Source organism: Actinoplanes sp. L3-i22 (assembly GCF_019704555.1).
Taxonomy (GTDB): Bacteria; Actinomycetota; Actinomycetes; order Mycobacteriales; family Micromonosporaceae; genus Actinoplanes.
On sequence record NZ_AP024745.1, the window covers coordinates 6,424,578 to 6,443,508 of the forward strand.

Annotated in this window: 23 protein-coding genes; 8 read left to right on the forward strand and 15 right to left on the reverse strand. The window is 71.3% G+C overall.

Annotated elements, in window-relative coordinates; all coding sequences use genetic code 11:
- Positions 1-23: 23 nt before the first annotated feature.
- Positions 24-302, forward strand: coding sequence for a hypothetical protein (locus L3i22_RS28965; protein WP_221320692.1), 279 nt, complete (start codon positions 24-26; stop codon positions 300-302).
- A gap of 150 nt (positions 303-452) precedes the next feature.
- Here L3i22_RS28965 and L3i22_RS28970 read toward each other — a convergent pair whose 3' ends face one another.
- From L3i22_RS28970 to L3i22_RS28990, 5 genes are all read right to left on the reverse strand, one after another.
- Positions 453-980 carry a LytR C-terminal domain-containing protein gene (locus L3i22_RS28970; protein ID WP_221320693.1) on the reverse strand — a complete coding sequence of 176 codons (528 nt, stop codon included), beginning with the start codon at positions 978-980 and terminating at the stop codon, positions 453-455.
- A 65-nt stretch (positions 981-1,045) separates the two neighbouring features.
- The gene (locus tag L3i22_RS28975; protein ID WP_221320694.1) at positions 1,046-2,422 is read right to left on the reverse strand and encodes a GH1 family beta-glucosidase; all 1,377 of its coding nucleotides are present in this window, start codon (positions 2,420-2,422) and stop codon (positions 1,046-1,048) included.
- Positions 2,419-3,198 carry a carbohydrate ABC transporter permease gene (locus L3i22_RS28980; RefSeq protein ID WP_221330209.1) on the reverse strand — a complete coding sequence of 260 codons (780 nt, stop codon included), beginning with the start codon at positions 3,196-3,198 and terminating at the stop codon, positions 2,419-2,421. Before L3i22_RS28980 ends, L3i22_RS28975 begins: the two co-directional genes overlap by 4 nt.
- 131 nt (positions 3,199-3,329) lie before the next feature.
- Positions 3,330-4,241 (reverse strand): carbohydrate ABC transporter permease, encoded by a 912-nt coding sequence (locus L3i22_RS28985; RefSeq protein ID WP_221320695.1) that lies wholly within the window; start codon positions 4,239-4,241, stop codon positions 3,330-3,332.
- Positions 4,242-4,307: 66 nt separating this feature from the next.
- The gene (locus L3i22_RS28990; RefSeq protein ID WP_221320696.1) at positions 4,308-5,573 is read right to left on the reverse strand and encodes an extracellular solute-binding protein; all 1,266 of its coding nucleotides are present in this window, start codon (positions 5,571-5,573) and stop codon (positions 4,308-4,310) included.
- A 296-nt stretch (positions 5,574-5,869) separates the two neighbouring features.
- Between L3i22_RS28990 and L3i22_RS28995 the strand changes: the two genes are divergently transcribed.
- Entirely contained in the window at positions 5,870-6,862 is a 993-nt protein-coding gene (locus tag L3i22_RS28995; protein ID WP_255657234.1) for a LacI family DNA-binding transcriptional regulator, read from the forward strand.
- Between the two features lie 42 nt (positions 6,863-6,904).
- On the opposite strand, the gene L3i22_RS29000 is transcribed toward L3i22_RS28995, so the two are convergent.
- The 3 genes from L3i22_RS29000 to L3i22_RS29010 all read right to left on the reverse strand — a co-directional run bounded on the left by L3i22_RS29000 (position 6,905) and on the right by L3i22_RS29010 (position 8,705).
- Positions 6,905-7,222, reverse strand: a complete 318-nt coding sequence (locus L3i22_RS29000; RefSeq protein ID WP_221320698.1) for a hypothetical protein — start codon at positions 7,220-7,222, stop codon at positions 6,905-6,907.
- A gap of 116 nt (positions 7,223-7,338) precedes the next feature.
- Positions 7,339-8,334 (reverse strand): hypothetical protein, encoded by a 996-nt coding sequence (locus L3i22_RS29005; RefSeq protein ID WP_221320699.1) that lies wholly within the window; start codon positions 8,332-8,334, stop codon positions 7,339-7,341.
- An 80-nt stretch (positions 8,335-8,414) separates the two neighbouring features.
- Positions 8,415-8,705: a hypothetical protein gene (locus tag L3i22_RS29010; RefSeq protein ID WP_221320700.1), complete on the reverse strand. Its 291-nt coding sequence runs from the start codon at positions 8,703-8,705 to the stop codon at positions 8,415-8,417.
- 452 nt (positions 8,706-9,157) lie between these two features.
- Between L3i22_RS29010 and L3i22_RS29015 the strand changes: the two genes are divergently transcribed.
- From L3i22_RS29015 to L3i22_RS29030, 4 genes are all read left to right on the forward strand, one after another.
- Positions 9,158-9,361: a cold-shock protein gene (locus L3i22_RS29015; protein WP_221320701.1), complete on the forward strand. Its 204-nt coding sequence runs from the start codon at positions 9,158-9,160 to the stop codon at positions 9,359-9,361.
- Between the two features lie 130 nt (positions 9,362-9,491).
- Positions 9,492-10,391 (forward strand): FAD-dependent oxidoreductase, encoded by a 900-nt coding sequence (locus L3i22_RS29020; protein WP_255657235.1) that lies wholly within the window; start codon positions 9,492-9,494, stop codon positions 10,389-10,391.
- On the forward strand, positions 10,388-11,092 hold the full coding sequence (locus tag L3i22_RS29025) for a VIT family protein (protein ID WP_255657236.1): 705 nt from the start codon (positions 10,388-10,390) through the stop codon (positions 11,090-11,092). Before L3i22_RS29020 ends, L3i22_RS29025 begins: the two co-directional genes overlap by 4 nt.
- Before the next feature lie 37 nt (positions 11,093-11,129).
- A complete protein-coding gene (locus tag L3i22_RS29030) occupies positions 11,130-11,738 on the forward strand; it encodes a TetR/AcrR family transcriptional regulator (protein ID WP_221320702.1) in 609 nt (202 codons plus the stop codon).
- A gap of 27 nt (positions 11,739-11,765) precedes the next feature.
- Here the strand turns inward: L3i22_RS29030 and L3i22_RS29035 are convergent, their stop codons facing one another.
- The 3 genes from L3i22_RS29035 to L3i22_RS29045 form a co-directional block, all read right to left on the reverse strand.
- Positions 11,766-12,209 (reverse strand): ATP-binding protein, encoded by a 444-nt coding sequence (locus tag L3i22_RS29035; RefSeq protein WP_221320703.1) that lies wholly within the window; start codon positions 12,207-12,209, stop codon positions 11,766-11,768.
- On the reverse strand, positions 12,206-13,084 hold the full coding sequence (locus tag L3i22_RS29040; protein WP_221320704.1) for an MEDS domain-containing protein: 879 nt from the start codon (positions 13,082-13,084) through the stop codon (positions 12,206-12,208). The genes L3i22_RS29035 and L3i22_RS29040 overlap by 4 nt, the downstream gene beginning before the upstream one ends.
- Before the next feature lie 93 nt (positions 13,085-13,177).
- Entirely contained in the window at positions 13,178-13,495 is a 318-nt protein-coding gene (locus tag L3i22_RS29045) for a MerR family transcriptional regulator (RefSeq protein ID WP_221320705.1), read from the reverse strand.
- 706 nt (positions 13,496-14,201) lie between these two features.
- On the opposite strand from L3i22_RS29045, the gene L3i22_RS29050 reads away from it, so the two are divergent.
- Positions 14,202-15,197: an LD-carboxypeptidase gene (locus tag L3i22_RS29050; protein ID WP_221330212.1), complete on the forward strand. Its 996-nt coding sequence runs from the start codon at positions 14,202-14,204 to the stop codon at positions 15,195-15,197.
- Here the strand turns inward: L3i22_RS29050 and L3i22_RS29055 are convergent.
- The 3 genes from L3i22_RS29055 to L3i22_RS29065 are packed head-to-tail and all read right to left on the reverse strand — an operon-like array spanning position 15,181 to position 17,746.
- Positions 15,181-15,879, reverse strand: coding sequence for an SDR family oxidoreductase (locus tag L3i22_RS29055; RefSeq protein WP_221320706.1), 699 nt, complete (start codon positions 15,877-15,879; stop codon positions 15,181-15,183). The genes L3i22_RS29050 and L3i22_RS29055 overlap by 17 nt on opposite strands.
- A gap of 25 nt (positions 15,880-15,904) precedes the next feature.
- Positions 15,905-16,879 carry an RNA polymerase subunit sigma-70 gene (locus tag L3i22_RS29060; RefSeq protein ID WP_221330213.1) on the reverse strand — a complete coding sequence of 325 codons (975 nt, stop codon included), beginning with the start codon at positions 16,877-16,879 and terminating at the stop codon, positions 15,905-15,907.
- 33 nt (positions 16,880-16,912) lie between these two features.
- A complete protein-coding gene (locus L3i22_RS29065) occupies positions 16,913-17,746 on the reverse strand; it encodes a DUF1963 domain-containing protein (protein ID WP_221320707.1) in 834 nt (277 codons plus the stop codon).
- Between the two features lie 182 nt (positions 17,747-17,928).
- On the opposite strand from L3i22_RS29065, the gene L3i22_RS29070 reads away from it, so the two are divergent.
- On the forward strand, positions 17,929-18,264 hold the full coding sequence (locus L3i22_RS29070) for an STAS domain-containing protein (protein WP_221320708.1): 336 nt from the start codon (positions 17,929-17,931) through the stop codon (positions 18,262-18,264).
- A gap of 8 nt (positions 18,265-18,272) precedes the next feature.
- Here the strand turns inward: L3i22_RS29070 and L3i22_RS29075 are convergent, their stop codons facing one another.
- Positions 18,273-18,818 (reverse strand): RICIN domain-containing protein, encoded by a 546-nt coding sequence (locus tag L3i22_RS29075; RefSeq protein WP_221320709.1) that lies wholly within the window; start codon positions 18,816-18,818, stop codon positions 18,273-18,275.
- Positions 18,819-18,931 lie beyond the last annotated feature (113 nt).

Below are 18,931 nucleotides of genomic sequence, written 5' to 3' on the forward strand. Positions count from 1 at the left end.
GCGAGCCCGATACGGTTATCCCTATGACGACCTACTCCGGGCCGGCGAGGCTGACCCTGATCGACGGCACTCAGGTGTCGGGCATGGCTTCGCTCAGCACCAATCAGCGCGGAGGCATCGAGGGCTGGGGCGGCACCTTCCGGCCGGACCAGACGAGTGAAGACCTCCGCAACGCCAGTGACGGCCTGTCGCTGGAATTACCGTATGACCAGATCGGGCCGGTGGCTGTCACCGGAGTCCGGAAGCTGCTCGCGACGCAGATGCTCGTGTCGCTGACCGGCAGCGGTCCCGCCCCGTTCTGATCCCCGAGACCGCCGTCGGCGTGCCCATCCTGCGGACCTGGTCGCCGCAGCGGACGCACGTCGCGGGCGGACGGGAGCCGCGCGCGCCGAGGCCTGACGCGAAAGGGCCGGCTCGGAAGCCGGCCCTCCCCCTGATCGACAACCGCCGGGTCAGGCCCCGATCGCGCAGGTGCCGGGCGGCGCCGACGGCGTGCCGATCTGCGCCATCGACTGGTTGACCTCGGTGAACGTGGCCAGGTCCTGGAACTTCGACCCGATCACCACGTCGACCACGTCGGTGGTCCGGGTGGGCACGTACTCCGGCTTGGCCTCGCCGAGGAAGTAGGCCCGGATCCACTGCGCGGCGCCGATCGCCTTCGGCCCGTACTGAATGACGGCGACCTGGGCGACCTTGGTCTTGTTGTCCTTGGCCGGCTGCATCACGAAGCCCCGGTCCTTGAACTCGTCGCTGACCGCCTCGGCCAGACCCGGCGTCTTGGTGCCGTTGAGCACCCGCAGTTTCACCTGACTCGCCTCTTTCGGCAGCGCGAGATTGGCCGGCGTGGTGCCCGCCGGGCAGTCACTGCCCGCTGTCGTCCCGCCCTGACTGTCCCGGAACACCGCGATCCCGACGGCCACCATCGCGGCGACCACCAGGACGCCGACCACCAGATACGCCCTCAGGCGTGTGAAACCCATGTCTGTATGACGCTCGTCGATCCGATTAGGTTGCCTCCGGGATCAAGGTTGAGACAAATTCCACCTCATTTTTGCGTACGGAGGGTGAGCTGCTCCCGCAGCCAGTGGTAACTCGCCCGGGGTGTCCGGGTACCGGTCGAATAGTCCACGTGGGCGAGCCCGAACCGTGGACCGTAGCCCCGCGCCCACTCGAAGTTGTCGATCAGTGACCAGTAGAAGTAGCCGCGCAGGTCCACCCCCGCGTCGGTGACCGCCCGGGCCGCCGCGGCCAGGTGCTCGGCGACGAACCGGATGCGGGCCGGGTCGGCGCCGGGGTCGTCGCGCACCTCGGCGACGCCGTTCTCGGTCACGTAGACCGGCGGCAGGCCCGGGTACCGCCCGGCCAGCCCGGTCAGCGTGTCGTAGAGGCCCTGCGGCTCGATCGGCCAGCCCAGGTCGGTGAGCGGCACCCCGGGCCGGGGCGCCGACCGGACCCCGATGTCGTTCGCGGTGCGTTTGACCGGGTCGCTCTGCTCGTACGGCACGTCGGCGGCGTGGATCCGGTAGTAGTAGTTGACCCCGAGGAAGTCCAGCGGGGCGCCGATCAGCTCCAGGTCACCGGGGCGCCGGAAGGACAGGTCGCTCACCCCGGCGTAGAGGCGCTCGAACCCGTCCGGGTAGGTACCGCCCAGGACCGGGTCGGTGAACTGCCGGTTGAGCAGCAGGTCCATCCGGTTCGCGGCGGCCTCGTCGGCGGCGGTGGCGGTGGCCGGCACGGCCGGGGACAGGTTGAGCGTGATGCCGACCCGCGCCTGCGGGCGGACCGAGCGCAGCGCCTCGACGGCCAGGCCGTGCCCGACGAGCAGGTGGTGCGCGGCGGCGAGCGCCCCGTGCCCCTCCCGGGCCCCGGGGGCGTGGCGGCCCTCGGCGTAGCCGGCGATCGCCGACACGTACGGCTCGTTGAGCGTGATCCAGTCCCCCGCGCGGTCGCCGAGCCGCCCGGCGACCACCGCCGCGTAGTCGGCGAAGCGCTCCGCGGTGTCCCGGGACCGCCAGCCGCCCTCGTCCTCCAGCGCCTGCGGCAGGTCCCAGTGGTAGAGCGTGACGAACGGCCGGATGCCCCGTTCGCACAGCGCGTCGACGAGCCGGTCGTAGTGGTCCAGGCCGGCCCGGTTCACCGCGCCGTGCCCGGCCGGCAGCACCCGGGGCCAGGCGACCGAGAACCGGTACGCGTCCACCCCGAGCCCGTCCAGCAGGTCGACGTCGTCGCGCCAGCGGTGGTAGCTGTCGCAGGCCACCGCGCCGGAGCCGCCGCCGGCGATCACGCCCGGCCGGCGGCAGAAGGTGTCCCAGATCGAGTCGCCGCGGCCGTCCTCGGCCACCGCCCCCTCGATCTGGTAGGCCGCGGTGGCGGCCCCCCAGACGAAGCCGGCCGGCATCTCGGGCAGGTCGAACGGGTTCATCCTTTGATTGCTCCTTGCATGATGCCGCCGACGATCTGCCGGCCGAGGACCATGAAGATCACCAGGATCGGGAGCGTGGCCAGCAGCGTGCCGGTCAGGGTGAGCGTGTAGTCGGTGGTGTAGCCGCTGGCCAGCGAGGAGAGCGCGACCTGGACGGTGGCGTTGTTCTGCAGGACGACGAGCGGCCAGAAGAAATCGTTCCACGCCTGCATGAACGTGAACAGCCCGAGCACCGCCGCCGCGGGGCGGGCGGCCGGCAGCACGACGTGCCAGTACAGGCCGAAGGTGGTGCAGCCGTCGATCCGGCCGGCCTCGAGCAGCTCGTCGGGGACCGCGCGGCCGAGGTACTGGGTCATGAAGAAGACGCCGAACGCGGTGACCAGGCCGGGCACGATCACCGCGGCCAATTGGTCGGTCCAGCCGAGCTTGGCCATCAGCAGGTAGAGCGGGATGATGCCGAGCTGCTGCGGCACCACCGAGGTGGCGATCGCGAGCACCAGCAGCGGTTTCCGGCCGCGGAAGCGCAGCTTGGCGAAGGCGAACCCGGCGAGCGTGGAGAAGAACACCACGGAGACCGTGACCGACGTGCTGACCAGCAGCGAGTTGAGCAGCGCCCGGGCGAAGTCGGTGGTGTCGAAGACCCGCGCGATGTTGTCGAACAGGTGGCCGCCGGGGATCAGGACCGGGGGCACCTGGGCGACCGCCTCGCTGGTCTGCGACGACACGACCAGCGACCAGTAGAGCGGGAAGACCGACCCGGCGACGACCGCGAGCAGGGCGCCGTACGTCCAGACGGACGCCCGCCGCGGGTAGCCGAGGCCACGGCGGCGGGATCGGCGCGGGGGCGGTGCTCCGGCCGTACCCGAAGAAGCAGTTGATCTTTGATCTAGAACGGTCACGGCGGGGCCTACTCCTCGTCGTCGGCGATGCGCCGGGTGAGCAGGTAGTTGGCGACCGCGAAGACCGCGATGACCAGGCAGAGCGTCCAGGCGATCGCCGAGGCGTAGCCGAACCGGAACTCCCGGAAGCCCTGCTCGTACATGAACAGCGCGGCGGTCTGGAACTGCCGGTCGGAGCCGCCGGTCGGGGTCGAGGTGCCGGCGAACAGCAGCGGCTCGGCCATGATCTGCAGGCCGCCGATCGTGGAGATGACCGCGGTGAAGATGATCGTCGGGCGCAGCTGCGGCACGGTGATCCGCCGGAACTGCTGGCCGGACGACGCGCCGTCGAGCTCGGCGGCCTCGTAGAGGTCGTGCGGGATGGCCTGCATCGAGGCCAGGTAGATCAGCGCGTTGTAGCCGGTCCAGCGCCAGGCCACGATGACCGAGATGGCCAGGTGTGAGCTCCAGGTGTTGGCCTGCCAGTCGACCGGGCCGACCCCGATCAGGCCGAGCAGCCAGTTGATCATGCCGAAGTCGCGGCCGAACATCTGGGTGAAGACGATCGTGACGGCCACGATCGAGGTGATGTTCGGCAGCAGCACGCCCATCCGCAGGCTGGTCCGGGCGCGCAGCCGGTGGTTGAGCAGGTGCGCGATCCAGAGCGCGGCGAGCAGCTGCGGGACGGTGGAGAGCAGCCAGATGCTCAGGGTGTTGCCCAGCGCGTTCCAGAAGTACGGGTCGTGCAGCAGCTCGCGGTAGTTGGCCAGGCCGACCCAGGTGTGCTCGCCGGCGTCCAGCAGGTTCCAGTCGTTGAACGAGACGTACCCGGTGTAGATCAGCGGGAACAGCCCGAACGCGCCGAAGAGCAGGAAGAACGGCAGGACGTAGAGGTACGGCGAGCCCTTCGTGTCGAGCCGGCTCAGTGCGGGGAGGGTCATCGTCAATCCTTCGTCACCGGGGTGGCCGGCGGTCCCCCCAAGGACCGCCGGCCGTGCGAGGTTGGCCTATTTCTTGAGACGTCCGACGTCGCTGACGGTCTGCTGCCAGGACTGTTCGGAGGTCTGCTTGCCCTGCTCGACCCGGACGAGGCCGTCGCGGATGGTGGTCTGGATGTCACCGGTGCGCGGGCCCTGGTACTGCGGTTTGAGCTGCTTCGCGGCGGTGGTGAAGATCGTGCCGACCGGCGCGTTGTTGAAGAACGGATCCTTGAACTGGGCGATCTCCGGCTTGTCGTAGAGCGCCGGGATCGACGGCAGCAGCCCCTTCGAGGTGAAGATCCGGGCCTGCTGCTCCGGGGCGGTCAGCCAGGCGGCCAGCTTCTTCGCCTCGTCGACGTGCTTGCCCTGCTTGGGGACGGTCAGGTACGACCCGCCCCAGTTCCCGCCGCCACCGGGGACCGCGGCCACGTCCCACTTGCCGGCGTACGCCTTGGCCTGGTCCTTGATCTTGGTCATCATCCAGGCGGGACAGGCGATCGTGGCGAACTGGCCCTTGGCGAAGCCGTTGTTCCACTCCGGCGAGCTCTCGATCAGCTTGGCCGACAGGTTGCTCTGGATCGCCTGCACGACCAGGTCCCAGGCCTTGCGCACCTCGGGGTTGGTGCCGACCACGATGCTGTCGTCGGCGGCGTAGAAGCCCTCCGGCGCCTGCCCGATCACGGCGTTGTACAGCGCTCCCCCGCCGTCGAAGAACGCCGTGCCCTTCGGCGCCTTCGCGGTGTACTGCTTGCCGGCCGCGATGTACTTGTCCCAGCCGGAGGCCCACAGCGCGGACACCGCGTCCCGGTCCGCGGGCAGGCCGGCCTGCTCGAACAGGTCGCGGCGGTAACAGATGGCCAGGCCGCCGACGTCGGTGCCGTACCCGATCTGCCGGCCGTCCTTGGTCAGCGACGCCTGCCACTTCCAGGGCAGGTACTGCGACGCGCGGTCGGTGCCCAGGTCGGTGAACTGCTTGCCGACCGCCCGCATCTGCGCGATGAAGCCGGTGTCGACGCCCTCGATGTCGCCGGCCCCGGTCCCGGTGGCCAGGTGGGTGGCCAGGTCCCGGTGGTGGTCGTTGTAGGCGGCGGTGTGCTCGGCGATCTTGATGGTCGGATGCGCCTGCGAATACTCCTTGTACAGCTCCTGGTAGCCGAAGTTGCCGAACAGGTTGACGTTGAGCGTGATGTCGCCGCCGTCGCTGCCGGCGCCACCGCCGGAGCCGCAGGCGGTCAGCATCACTGCGGCGGCCGTGGCCGCGGCGAGGACGCGCGCTGTTCGGGACAGACGCATGCCGAAGTCTCCCTTCATCGGGTGTAACCGGTTTCATGAAACCGGTTACACGACGCAGAGCACGAAAAATCAAAACCAAGTTGGCGTACGGGGGAAGCAGCCGGATCAGGGTGCGCGGCGCTCCGGATCGGGGTGGGGTGTGCGCCCTTGAGCCAAGAGTTTGCCGTCATCGATGCCCGCCATGTCAAGTCACGAACCGGTAACGAGATCCACGTCGTTGACCCGCGCGACACGTCGATGTTACGGTCATGAAACCGGTTACATAGGGGCGTATCAGGGTGTCCAGCATCAGGGAATTGGCACGTCGGTGCGGCGTTTCCGTCGCCACCGTCTCCCGGGTCTTCAACTCACCGGAGGTGGTCAGCCAGCAGACCCGTCAGCTCGTGCTCGGCATGGCCGTCGAGATCGGCTACCTGCCGAACGAGTCGGCCCGCACCCTCGCGACCAAGAAGTCCAACATGGTCGGCCTGGTCTGGGACACCGACCACCGCCGGCCCGGGTGGCGGCACCCGTTCCTGCAGGACATCCTGGTCGCGCTGAAGAGCGCGCTCAGCGCCCAGGGGCTGCACCTGCTGATGCTCGCGCCCGACCAGAGCCCCGGGCTCGACGAACGGCAGCGCTTCCGGCGCGCGGTCCAGCGGCACAACGTCGACGGCGTGGTGATCATCGACAACGGCAGCCGGGACCCGGCCGTGCTCGCCCTCGCCGACGCCGGGGTGCCCTGCGTCGCGCTGGACCTGCGCTTCACCGGGCCGTCCTGCACGTACGTCACGTCGGACAACACCGGCGGCGGGCGCCTGGCCGCGCAGCACCTGATCGAACGCGGTCACCGGCGGATCGCGACCATCACCGGGCCGCCGCCCGCCTGGCCGGCCGTGGACCGGCTGGCCGGGTTCCGGGCCGCGCTCGCCGAGGCCGGCGTGCCCCTCGACGACGCCGACGTGGTGGCCGGTGACTGGTATCTGGAGAGGGGCTACATCGCCATGAAGCAGCTGCTCGCGCGGGATCCCCGGCCGACCGCGGTGTTCGCGGCCGGCGACGAGATGGCGGTCGGGGCGCTGCGGGCCGGGCACGAGGCCGGCCTGCGGGTGCCCGGCGACCTCGCGATCATCGGGTTCGACGACATCGAGGTGGCGGCGCTGATCCCACCCGGACTCACCACGATCGCCCAGGACAAGACCGGCATCGGCACGGCCGCCGCCGAATCGATCATGGCGATGCTGCTCGGCACCGCCACCCCGGCGCCGACCGCGTTGCCCACCACCCTGATCGTCCGCGGCTCGACCTGATCAACCCGCTGTTCGTCCACGGCCAGACCCCTCCGGCGGCGATCAGGCGGGTGGCTTCGGGGCGTGCCGCTGCTGGTGAAGGGCCGCGGCGTAGAGAGCCGTGACGACCGCGAAGCCGGCGGCCGGCCAGAAGGTGTGCAAGCCGTAGATCGCCGGGCCGAGCTGGAGCATGGTCAGGCCGAGCAGGCCGATCAGCACCCAGGGCTGGTAGGACGGCTTGCCGCCGGGGAGCAGGAAGTCCCGGAACCGGCCGCGCTTCCCGGCCCGCCACACGATGAACCGCACGATCTCCGACACCAGCGCCCCGAACATCAGGGCCAGGCCGGCGAACGCGACGCCGAGTCCGATCCAGTCCCGCACTCATCCCCCGAAATGTGCCACGGTCGGCGTGCGCCGGCCCATGGCCATCCTATTGACCGTGATCAAGGTGGTTTCGGGGCTGACGGCGTACGTCGGCAAGCATGTGATCGTGAAAGTCAGCGGCGGGCGCGACCGAAGGCCGCGAGGGCGTGGAAAGCGGCCTTGGGGGTCCAGGAGCCGTCGGGCAGGACCCGGACGACGCCGCGGGCGGCCAGGTCGAAGTCGCGGGCCGGGTCGCCGGTGGTGGGCAGGTGCCGGTTGGCGAACGTGTAGACGAACGCCGCCTCGACCCCGCCGGCCTCGTAGTCGCGCAGCAGGTCGACGAGGTAGCGGGCCTGGCCCTCCTCGTCGCGGTCCAGGTCCGCGGTGAGCTCGGCGGCACGGCCGTGCTCGTCGTAGGTCACCGGCTCGCCCGCGCCCGCGACGTCGGCAGCGCCGCGGTACGTGCAGCAGCCGAACTCGGTCGCGGCATACGGTTTGCCCTGCCCCACCGCCGCCGCCAGGCTCTGCGGGAACGTCGCGGCGTTGCTCGCGTCCCGGTAGCCGGCGTCGCTGGCGATGATGTCGAACCCGGCCCAGTCGACCGCCTCGAACGGCAGCGACGCGTAGGTGATCGGGCCGCCGAACCGCTCCCGCACCGCGGGCACCGCCTCGGCGAGGAAGTCCCGCACCGCGGCCCGGGCGGCCGGGATCGCCGCGCGCAACCGTGCCGGGTCGGTCAGCAAAGCCATCCGTTCGGGCAGGTCACGGCCGGGCAGGAAGCCGTCGGTGACCATCGCGAGCTCGGAGCCGGTGACGTAGACGACCGCCGCGCCGGACCGCCGGAGCCGCTCGGCCCGCTCGGCGCCGTCCAGGACGAACGCCAGGAGCCCGGCGCGGTCGAGTCCGTTGGTGAACGGGCAGTACCAGACCTCGAGGCCGGCCTCGGCGGCGAGCCGGGCGGTCAGTTCGAGCCGGTCCTGGATCCCGCCGGTGATCCGCACGGCGTCGCAGTGCAACTCGTCCCGGATGACCCGCAGGTCGCGCCGCACGGCCGCGGGATCGAACGGCTCGTGGGTGGTGGACCCGGCGCTCACGAAGCCGGTGTCGTAGGTCATCCCGAAGACGCGCACAGGAGCCCTCCTCGCAAAAAAGGTACTGGCCGTACCCTATAGAGTACGGCCAGTACCTTTCAAGACGGGAGCGCCGGAGGTCAGTTGCCTTCGGCGGCGGAGCGCTGACGCATCTGGGACGTCGGCGCGAGCTGCACCGTCCAGGTGCGCGCCGCGCCGATGACCTCACTGGCCCGGCACAGCAGATCGCAACCCATCTGGGTGGTGCCTTCCGCGAAGCCGCGGTTGATGAGGCTGATCGCCCTCGCGTGGTCGCCGGCTTCCAGTGCATCCTCTAGCCCGGCCGTGAGGACCCGGGCGAGAGCGGCGTGGAAACTCGCCGCTCCCCTGTCGCGCAACGTTGAGGTGGTTACCGTGGTCGGAACTGACACGAGAGTGGTTCTCCTCTGGTCTCGGTGGTGCACGGTCACACCGGGCCGATCGGCCAGGCGTCAGTCATGCACTCCGAAGTCGATGGCGCACGGATTCGCTCGGCCCTTGAACCTGGAGGTTGTCGGTAGGGACCGCCGAGACTCGCAGAGCGCCCGGTAGACGCCGGCCTGCCGATGACACCGGCAGACCGATCCGTACACCACTCTACGGGATGAACGTGGCAGTTCCTGTGATGGGGATCGCCGGATTGAAACGAGCGGCGCCGAAAATTTTCTGTGCTACGTTCGTTGCGTTGCAGTTTTGATTTCCAAAGACGTTTTCAACGCCTGACGGGTTATCTCAACCTGGCGGGCGTTTTTTCGTTACGTGTCGGTTCGGCGCGGGTGATCAACGCAGCGGCGTGCGAGGAGACCGCACAGTGTGGTCTCCAGCAGCCTGCGAAGGAGCAGACATGGTTACAGGTACCGTGAAGTGGTTCAACGGTGACAAGGGCTTCGGCTTCATCGCCCAGGACGGTGGCGGCCCCGACGTCTTCGCCCACTTCTCCGCGATCTCGGCCAGCGGTTTCCGTAGCCTCGACGAGAACCAGCGCGTGGAGTTCGACATCACGCAGGGCCAGAAGGGCCCGCAGGCGGAGAACATCCGCTCGCTCTGATCCAGATCTGAAGAACGGCGGTCCCACCGGTTCGGTGGGGCCGCCGTTTCTCGTTTGCCATGGACACCGGAAAATGTAACGACCGGCCTGATCTTGTTTCTGGGTCGGCGCTCTGCCTACGGTTGCCGGCGTGAGCCGGGTAATGGTGGTGGGGGCGGGGGCGATCGGCCTGACGGTCGCGCACGAGCTGGCGGTCGCCGGTCATCGGGTGCGGATCGTCGCGGACCGGGCGGCGCGGGACAGCGTCTCGGCGGTCGCGGCCGCGATCTGGTTCCCGCACGACGTGGCCGTCGACGACGGCGTCCTGGAGTCGGCGCGGGTCACCTACCGGCGGCTCGAGAGCCTGGCCGAGGATCCGGCGAGCGGTGTGGTGATGCGGTCCGGCCTGGTCCGGATCCGGCACGCCGACCCGGACCTGGCCTGGACCACCGCGATCCCCCGCAGTGAACGTGTCCCGGACGGGGTGCGCTGCGTCCTGCCGGTCGTCGAGACCGGCCGCTACCTGGAGTGGCTCGGCGCCCGGGTCGCGGCACTGGGCGTCGCCACCACCCGGGCCGAACTTGACGACCTCGCGGACCAATCGGACGACCTGATCGTCGTGGCGGCCGGGCTCAGGTCCGGGGCGCTGCTCGGCGGGGACGACGAGGTCTACCCGATCCGCGGGCAGGTCGTCCGGCTGGCGAACCCCGGCCTGACCGAGTGGATCCTCGACAACGACCACCCGGACGGGCTGACCTACGTCGTGCCCCGGGCCGGCGACGTGGTCTGCGGCGGGACCGGGCAGGCCGGCGACTGGAACGAGCAGGTCGACCCGGCGACCGAGGCGGCCATCCTGGAACGGGCGCGCGGACTCGTCCCGGCCCTGGCCGGGCAGCCGGTGCTGTCCCGCGCGGTCGGGTTGCGCCCGGCCCGGTCGCAACGGCGGCTGGAGCGGATCGGGCGGGTGGTCGCCTGCTACGGGCACGGTGGCTCCGGCTTCACCCTGTCCTGGGGCGACGCGGCCCGCGTGGTGGAGCTCTGCGCCCGATGACGCGGGCGGTGACGCATCCCGGGGAGCCGCACGACGAGTCCGCGGCCGGGCGGCTCAACTGGCTGCGGGCCGGCGTGCTCGGCGCCAACGACGGCATCGTGTCGACCGCCGGGCTGGTCGTCGGCGTGGCCGGCGCGACTACGTCGACCGGGCCGATCCTGACCGCCGGCCTGGCCGGGCTGGTGGCCGGCGCGGTCTCGATGGCGCTCGGCGAGTACGTCTCGGTCAGCAGCCAGCGCGACACCGAGCGGGCGCTGCTGGAGAAGGAGCGCCGGGAGCTGGCCGACTTCCCGGAGGAGGAGTTCGAGGAGCTGGCCGTGCTCTACGAGGCGAAGGGCCTGACCCCGGCGACCGCCCGGCAGGTGGCCCTGGAGCTGACCGCCAACGACGCGTTCGCCGCGCACGCCGACGTCGAGCTGCACCTGGCCCCGGACGAGCTGGCCAACCCGTGGCACGCCGCGCTGGCGTCGGCGATCGCGTTCACCACCGGGTCGCTGCTGCCGCTGGCGGCGATCCTGCTGCCGCCGCCGCACGTCCGGGTCGTCGTCACGTTCCTGGTGGTGATCGCCGCGCTGGCCGCCACCGGCTACCTGAGCGCCCGGCTCGGCGGCGCCCGGCCGGTCCGCGCGGTGCTGCGCCTGGTGCTCGGCGGGGCGCTGGCGATGGCGGTGACGTTCAGCGTCGGCGCGCTGGTCGGCTGACGGCCCGGTGCCCATGGCGCGTTCGTAGGATGACGCCGTGCCACGTACCAGGACCGGGAGCTATCCCACCGGCCGCCGCCGCCGCGAGCGCATCGTCGAGGCGGCCGTCGCCCAGTTCGCCGAGCGCGGCTACCACCGCACCTCGCTCGCCCAGATCGCCGCGGCCGCCGAGATCACCGAGGGCGGCCTGCTGCACCACTTCCCGTCGAAGCGGCACCTGCTGCTGGCGGTCGCCGAGCACCGGATCGAGGCGACGGCGACCTGGTGGGACGAGCTCGGCCCGGCGCCGTCGCTCGCCGACGTGCTCGCGCACCGGGCCCGGACGATGGCCCGGTTCCTCGACCAGCCGGGGTTGATCCAGCTGAACGTCCTGGCCGCCGCGGAGGCCGCGGACCCGTCGAGCCCGGCGCACGCGGCGCTGGCCGATCGCTACCGGGCCGCGGTCGACGGGCTCGCCGCGATCCTCGAACGCTGCACCGACCGGGCGAGCCTGCCGGCCGGGACCGACTGCACCGCGCTGGCCCGCGAGTTCGTCGCGGTCAGCGACGGCCTGCAGCTGCAGTGGGTGCTCTCCGACGGCGCGATCGACCTGGTCGCGGGCATCCAGGAGCACAGCCGCCGCTTCCTGCCGCCGGCCCCGACTTGAGATCAAAATCCGATTGCCCGGGTACGGCTACCGGTACGGCCGGCCGGGGATGGCGGCGGTCACCGTCGTGCCGTCCGGGCCGGTCTCGATGGACAGCTCGGCGGTCAGGTGCCGGCAGATCCACAGGCCGCGCCCGCCGTCACCGGCGGTCGGGCTGGGCCGGACGTGCCCGGCCGAGCCGCCGACGATGCCCGGGCCGTCGTCACTGACCTGGCAGAACAGCGCGTCGTCGCGCTGCCAGAGGCGGATCCGGCCGCCCCCGCCGCCGTGCCGCACGGCGTTGGTGGCCAGCTCGCTCGCCACGATCAGCAGGTGGTCGATCTGGTCCTCGTCGGCGCCGAGCCGGTCGGCGTGGGCGCCCAGGGTCTCGCGCAGCTCGTACAGACCGTCGCCGGTGAAGGGCTGGTCGACCTCGAACACCGGGAGCGCCGGGCCGGCCGGGCCGTACGGGGGCGGCTCCGGACTGGTCACGGACACAGGCGTACCCGAAGCCGGGGCGCTTCAGTCCCGCCGATCGCGTCCAGCACCGTGGCGACCCGCCGGCGACAGGTCACCGTCATCCGCCGGGAGGCCGGCAGCCGGACCGCGGCGGCGACGATCACGGTGGCGCAGGCGCCGTCCAGGTAGTCCAGGCCGGCCAGGTTGACGTGCGGGTTCCGGTCCAGCCGCAGCGACTCGGCCAGGGCCTGTTCCAGGATGTCGCGGTGCTGGTAGTCGATCTGACCGGCCAGCCGGATCCCGGGCGGACTGTACTGCCGGCAGACCCGCAGCAGCGCGTGCTCGAAGTACACCTGCGCGGCGACCGTCTTCGGGTGCGCCTTCGCGGCGAACGCCAGGGTGACCGCGTCGAACCGGTCCCGGTCGTACTGACAGATCAGGCAGAGCCGGCCGTCGGCGAACAGCTCGGCGACCCCGGTCTCGAACGCGATCAGCTCCTCGGCCGCCGCCATCGGCCGGGTCGCCCAGGCCATGTCCGCGGTCACCCGCAGCCCCGGGTAGCCCTCCCGGGTCGCGGTGTCCAGCTCGGCGGCCAGCACGTCGACCATCGCCCCGGCGCTGTCCGCGTCCTCGCCGAGCAGCGCGCCGGTCATCGGGGCCAGGCGCAACTGGCCCCGGCGCAGCGCCGCGCCCAGCCGCACCGACCGGGTGGTCAGCTGCCCGGCCAGGCGTTCCGGGGTGATCGCGTCGGTCCAGCAGACCACCTTGCACCCGGCCCGGAGGCCGTCCCGCACGAACGCCGCGATCAGGTCCAGCCGTTCCTCACCGTCGGTGAACGTCAGGCACGCATGATCACCCGCGTCGACCGTGTCCGTGGTGACGGCGTTGGTGATGACAGCATCCGACATGGATCCCCGCTCGCGACGTGTTCGAAGGCGACATCAGGGTAGAGGACGACGAACGGTCCTTCTCGGGGTGGAGAAGGACCGTGGACGATCGTGTCAGGCACCGGCCTGCTGCTGGCGCTGATGGCTCTCGTTCTGCCGGAGGGCCTCGGCCAGCTGGTCCTCCAGGATGATGATCCGGACGGCGGCCTCCAGAGCGGTGCCCTGGTCGACCATCTCCCGGGCCCGCGCCGCCAGCCGCAGCTGGTAGCGGGAGTACCGGCGGTGGCCGCCGGCCGATCGGAAGGGGGTGAACAGTTTCGCCTCGTCGAGCCGCCGCAGGAAGTCCGGCGAACCACCGATGATCTCCGCGGCGCGGCCCATCGTGTAGGCGGGGTAGTCGTCGTCACCGAACATGTCGTCGGGTTGGGCCATATACGCATCACTCCATGACGAGGGCCCCGGCGCGGAAGCGCCGGGGCCCAGGGTTACGGGATAAAAACACCATCTGCCGACGGGTTCGTCGGTTTGACGTATCCGCATCTGTCGCCGAGGGCGACATGACGACGCGGGGATCGCGTAAGCGTGACCGGAGACCACCTTTCGTTCGATGGAAACTGCGGTGTCCGCCCAGGATCGGAACTGACTCCTGAGAGCGGGCGATCCAACGGTGTTCAGCCCTCCCTTTCCTCTGCTTCCAAAACCTCTGTGGCACTTGATCTGTTGCCCGCCGGTGCCGGAACCCCACGCCAACCTCATGGCCCCGTGCACGTGCGACGGCCCTACCTGCCCTGACCTGGAATGACGTCAAGGTCTTGTCGTGCTGATGCTGCGGGCGGTGACATCCGTGTCCACCGCGGTGCCGAGCGAGCCACGAAACCTTCCGGGCCCTGCGTAACGCTCGGTCTTCGTCTGCGTGTTCCGCGAACTGCTCTGTCAACACCAGGAACACTAGCCGCTCCTGGTGACAAAGTCTAGTCCGTACGTCAGAGGTTTTCTCGGCGTGGCGTCGAACTGTCCGGCCCGTCGGTCCCGGCGGCGGCGAATTGATTGACGATCATCGCTGATTTCGCCGATGTTCTTGACGGGCTGGGCGGGGGCGGGCAACGTTCGGCGGGTGACGATCTCACGCCGTACCTTCATGGTTGTGGCTGGTGCCGGAGTCGCGGCCGCGACCGCGACGCCCGCCCTGGCCGGCGGGCGCTCGGTGGTCCGGCCGTGCGCGCTCCGGCCCGGTGACCGGGTCCGGGTGGTCGCGCCGGCCGGGGTGCCCGACACGCGGCTGGCCCGTGGCATCCAGATCCTGGAAAGCTTCGGGCTGGTGGTGGAGACCGGCGCGCACCTCTACGACCGGTTCGGCTACCTGGCCGGCACCGACGCGGACCGGCTCGCCGACCTCAACGCGGCCTTCCGCGACCCCGGCATCCGCGGCGTCTTCGCCGCCCGGGGCGGCTACGGCACCCAGCGGATCATCGACGGGCTGGACCTGGCCGCGGTGCGCCGGGATCCGCGGGTCTTCGTCGGGTTCAGCGACCTGACCGTGCTCAGCGGGCGGCTGTGGACCGCGGCCGGCCTGGTCAGCTTCTACGGGCCGATGGTGAACTGGACCGACTCGCGGACCGGGCCGGCCGAGATCGAGTCGCTGCGCCGGGCCGTGATGACCGCCGAGCCGATCGTGCTGACCAGCGACCCGGCCGAGCCGAGCGCCGCGGTGTCGGTGCCCGGGACCGCGACCGGGACGCTGCTCGGCGGGAACCTGACCATGCTGCAGGCCAGCGTGCACACCCCGGACCTGCCGGATCTGCGCGGGGCGATCCTGGTGTTCGAGGACACCGACGAGGGGCCGTACAGCTACGACCGGATGCTGACCCACCTGATCCGCTCCGGGGCGCTGCGGCGGATCGCCGGGGTGGCGGTCGGCCAGTTCACCAACGCGACCGGGTCGGCCGGCCAGTGGACCGCCGCCCAGGCGGTGCAGGACCGCCTGGGCGGCCTGGGCGTCCCGGTGCTCGGCGGGCTGCGGATCGGACACGGCAACGGGCAGCTGACCGTGCCGCTCGGCAGCCGCGCGACCATCGACACCGCGGCCGGGACGCTCACCGTGCAGGCCGGGGTCCGGGCTACGCCGGAATACTGACCAGCTCGCCGCCGTCCAGCCGGTAGGCGGCGGCCAGCTCGGCGGCGGGCAGCGTCGCCAGGGCGAGGACGGCCGCGCCGATCGCCGCCGGGTCCGGTACGCCGGCCAGCCGGGCCCGGAACTCGGCCGCGGTGATGCCGGAGCTCGCCGCGTACGCCTCGATCCCGGTCTCCCCGACGGTCGTGCCCGGGGTCATGCCCGGCAGCAGGGTCGTCGCCACCAGCCCCTGCGCGGCCGCGTACGCCGTGGTCAGCCGCACCGTCGCCTTCGCCCCGGCATAGCTGCCGCTGAGCGGGGACCCGCGCAGCTCGGCGGCGCTGCCGAAGACGATCGCCCGGGCGTCCGGACCGAGCGGCAGGCGCAGCGCCTCGCGCAGCCAGGTGAACGCGATCCGCACATCCGCGTGCAGGTTCACCGAGAAGCTTTCCCAGGTGTGCTCGGTGAGCGGGCGCATCACCGGCGGCGCGCCCGCGGTGATCACCAGCAGGTCGGGCCGGACCCCGGCGAGCACCTTCGCGGCGAAGGTCTCGTCGGTGGCGTCGCCCTGCTCGCCCTCGCCGGTCAGGTGCCGGGCGACGACGGTCACCCGGGCGCCGGCGTCCCGGGCCGCCCGGGTGACGCCGAGTCCGAGGCCACGCGTGCCGCCGACCACCACCATCGTCTTTCCTGCCAGTGTCGTCATCGCAATCCTCCACAGCTGTCGGTTGTCAGCTGTGCAGATCCGGCTGGTCCGCCGGACTCACCGGCAGGCCGAACATTCCGAACAACTCCGGCTGCAGGAAGATGTGGATCCGCCGGATGCCGCCGGCCGCCGGCTCCAGGACCTGCACCGCGTGCGGGACGAGAGCGCCGGTGTACAGGCCGAGGGTGGGCAGGCCGTTGGCGAGCCGGGGCGGCACCCGGACCGTGAAGCGGCCGGGCTCGCTCAGCACGTGGGCGGCGAGGAAGCCGAGCACCGGCGCGCGGCCGGCGAACCAGGTGGCGTGCGGGGGCATCTCCAGGGTGACGTCCTCGCGGAGGACCGTGGCCAGGGCGGCGACGTCGGCACGGGACCAGGCTTCGACGTACCGTCGCAATCGGGTTTTGATCTCGGGGTTGTCCTGCTCGGTGATCTCGTGCGGGTCGAGGTCGGCGCGGGACAGCCGGTCCCGGGCCCGCAGCAGGGCGCTGTTGACCGCGATCGTGGTGGTGCCCAGCGCGGTGGCCACCTCGTCGGCCGGCATGTCGGCGACGTCGCGCAGGATCAGCACGGCCCGCTGCCGCGGCGGCAGGTGCTGCAGGGCGGCGATGAACGCCAGCCGGACGCTCTCCCGCACGCCGGCCACCTCGGCCGGATCGAGCGGCAGCGGACCCACCCAGAGCGTCTCGGCCGGGGCCGGGCGGGCCCGCGGCCGCCAGTCCGGCTCGGCGTCGCCCAGGCCGGCCGGCAGGGTCCGGCGCCCGCGCTGCTCCAGCAGGCGCAGGCAGGCGTTCGTGGCGATCTGGTGCAGCCAGGTCCGCACCGAGGAGCGCCCCTGGAAGCGCTCGAAGCCGCGCCACGCGCGCAGGAACGTCTCCTGGACCGCGTCCTCGGCATCCGCCGCCGAGCCGAGCATCCGGTAGCAGTGCGCGAGGATCTCACGCCGCAGCGGCCCGGCCGCCTCCTCGAATTCCACCGCATCGCCCCCTTCGCCGGTGTGGATCCGCGCGCCCGCCGGAACTCACCGGGCGGGCGATTATTCGGTGAACTCGGCGCTGGAGACGACCCGGTCGAAGCGGCACTCGGCCAGGTCGGCCCGGGCGATCATGAAGCGGGCGTTGACGTACTCGTGCATCGGGTCGGGCAGGCCGAACTGGGCCAGCGGGCGCCAGTCCCGCAGCACCTCGGCCTCCCGGTCGTCGCCGGCCGACTCACCGTAGAGCTCGGCGGCCACCGTCGACTCCGCCGAGTACTGCGCCTCGAAGCCGTGCCCGCCAATGATCATCGTCTCCCGGTCCGGCCAGCTCACCTCGGTCCACTGCCGCTCGGCGAGCGCGCCCAGCTCACTCCAGTGCGGGACCCGCCGCTGGAAGTCCTCGTCCTCGTCCAGCTCGTCGGGCACGCTCAGCCGGACCGACGGAAAAAGATCATTCCTTGGGTACGCGGTCACGACCGCCGCCCCGTCGTCCCCCAGCGGCACCGGCGTCTCCCCCGCACCGTCGGGCACGTGCAGCACCCGCATGTTGTCCCGCTCCGCGTGGCCGTCGCCCACCGCCCAGAACGTCCGCTCGTAGTCCAGGAAGAACAGCAACGTGCCGGACTCGGGGACGACCACGTCGACGCCGTCGCGGGGCACCGCCGCGCAGTGGATCGCGGCGACGAACGGCAGCGCCCGCCCGTCCCGGCTCACCGGCCAGGGCAGCTCCGGCGGCAGCGCGGGCAGCCCGCCGATCCGGCCGGCGACCGGCCCGGACCCGGCTCGCGCGTCCAGTTGCACGCAGACCCGCGCGACGCCGAGCCAGGCCGCCACCTCGTCCGCCGGGATGCCGGACGCCGCCGCGGCGTCCCGGAAAGCCCCGATGCCCGTCATGGTGAACCTCGATCCGATCGCCGGAATACCGTCGCCCATGATCACGTACCGGCGCCACCGGTTGGTTCGAACAGGTGACCGCTCCGTTACCTGATGAACTTTCTCCACACCGGATCGACCCGGTGGCACCGGACCCGTAGCCTGACGAATCGGAAAACGTCAGGTGACGAAAGGTTTGACGGATGACCGCCACGACGGTCGACATCGGCACCAGCCCGGACGGCACCCTCGTCATCCGGCCGCACGGCAGCCTGGACGACACCGACGCGGTCGACCTGCAGCGCACGCTGGTCCACGCGATCCGGCACACCCGGCCGTTGCGCCTGGTGGTGGACCTGATCGAGGTCGGCGAGCTGGACCCGATCAACCTCGGCACCCTGGCCGCCGCCTGCCACCTCGGCGACGAGCACCAGGTCGCGGTCTTCCTCGACCACCCGCAGCAGGCCATCGCCGACCGGCTCGCCTCGGCCGGCGTCCCGGCGCACCGGGTCCGGGACGTCGGCACCCACACCGGGTAGCGGCCGCCTCAGTTGTTGTCGTGGATGACCCACATCTGGTCTTGGAGACCCGCGATGCACGGCCAGACGATCGCGTGCGTCCCGGCGTCCTTGGAGCTGCCCGGGATGGCCAGGCACTTGCCGGTCTTCACGTTCTTCAGCGTGTAGGTGTAGAGCTGGCTGCCGGCCGGCGTCTTGATCCAGAGCTGCTCGGTGTTGCCGACCTGGTTGGTGATCTGGTTGACCGGCTGGCTCGTCCCGGCGACCGAGCTGTTCACGCTCATCGCCATCCACCCGGCGGTGGCGGCGTTGCGGAACCGGACGTACGAGCCCTCGGTCTGCATCAGCCAGTCCTGGCGCGGGCTGGGCTGCTGGATGATGCTGATCGGGTCGAAGAAGGTCTGCAGGATGGTCACGCCGTACTCGTCGGTGCGGCCCTGCAGGGCCAGGTTGCTGTGGTCGTTGATGATGCGGGACCAGCCGTCACCGGCGGTGGCCTGCGCCGGGCCGGCCGGCACGACGACGACCGCCGCGGTGATCGCCACCGCGAGGGCGGCGATGCAACGTCGGAACATGGAATCACTCCCCGTTGATGCGAGAGGGGCCGCGCCGCGGGATGGGCGACCCGCCATCGAGGACGCTAGCGACGCCAGGGATCGATCGGGATCGAACGAACGGGTGATCGTCG

Excerpts from the sequence above, each read along its gene's own strand:
- L3i22_RS28965 (WP_221320692.1), top strand. The coding sequence starts at position 24 with ATGACGACCTACTCCGGGCCGGCGAGGCTGACCCTGATCGACGGCACT.
- L3i22_RS28970 (WP_221320693.1), bottom strand. The coding sequence starts at position 980 with ATGGGTTTCACACGCCTGAGGGCGTATCTGGTGGTCGGCGTCCTGGTG.
- L3i22_RS28975 (WP_221320694.1), bottom strand. The coding sequence starts at position 2,422 with ATGAACCCGTTCGACCTGCCCGAGATGCCGGCCGGCTTCGTCTGGGGG.
- L3i22_RS28985 (WP_221320695.1), bottom strand. The coding sequence starts at position 4,241 with ATGACCCTCCCCGCACTGAGCCGGCTCGACACGAAGGGCTCGCCGTAC.
- L3i22_RS28990 (WP_221320696.1), bottom strand. The coding sequence starts at position 5,573 with ATGCGTCTGTCCCGAACAGCGCGCGTCCTCGCCGCGGCCACGGCCGCC.
- L3i22_RS29015 (WP_221320701.1), top strand. The coding sequence starts at position 9,158 with ATGGTTACAGGTACCGTGAAGTGGTTCAACGGTGACAAGGGCTTCGGC.
- L3i22_RS29025 (WP_255657236.1), top strand. The coding sequence starts at position 10,388 with ATGACGCGGGCGGTGACGCATCCCGGGGAGCCGCACGACGAGTCCGCG.
- L3i22_RS29040 (WP_221320704.1), bottom strand. The coding sequence starts at position 13,084 with ATGTCGGATGCTGTCATCACCAACGCCGTCACCACGGACACGGTCGAC.
- L3i22_RS29045 (WP_221320705.1), bottom strand. The coding sequence starts at position 13,495 with ATGGCCCAACCCGACGACATGTTCGGTGACGACGACTACCCCGCCTAC.
- L3i22_RS29050 (WP_221330212.1), top strand. The coding sequence starts at position 14,202 with ATGGTTGTGGCTGGTGCCGGAGTCGCGGCCGCGACCGCGACGCCCGCC.
- L3i22_RS29055 (WP_221320706.1), bottom strand. The coding sequence starts at position 15,879 with ATGACGACACTGGCAGGAAAGACGATGGTGGTGGTCGGCGGCACGCGT.
- L3i22_RS29065 (WP_221320707.1), bottom strand. The coding sequence starts at position 17,746 with ATGACGGGCATCGGGGCTTTCCGGGACGCCGCGGCGGCGTCCGGCATC.
- L3i22_RS29070 (WP_221320708.1), top strand. The coding sequence starts at position 17,929 with ATGACCGCCACGACGGTCGACATCGGCACCAGCCCGGACGGCACCCTC.
- L3i22_RS29075 (WP_221320709.1), bottom strand. The coding sequence starts at position 18,818 with ATGTTCCGACGTTGCATCGCCGCCCTCGCGGTGGCGATCACCGCGGCG.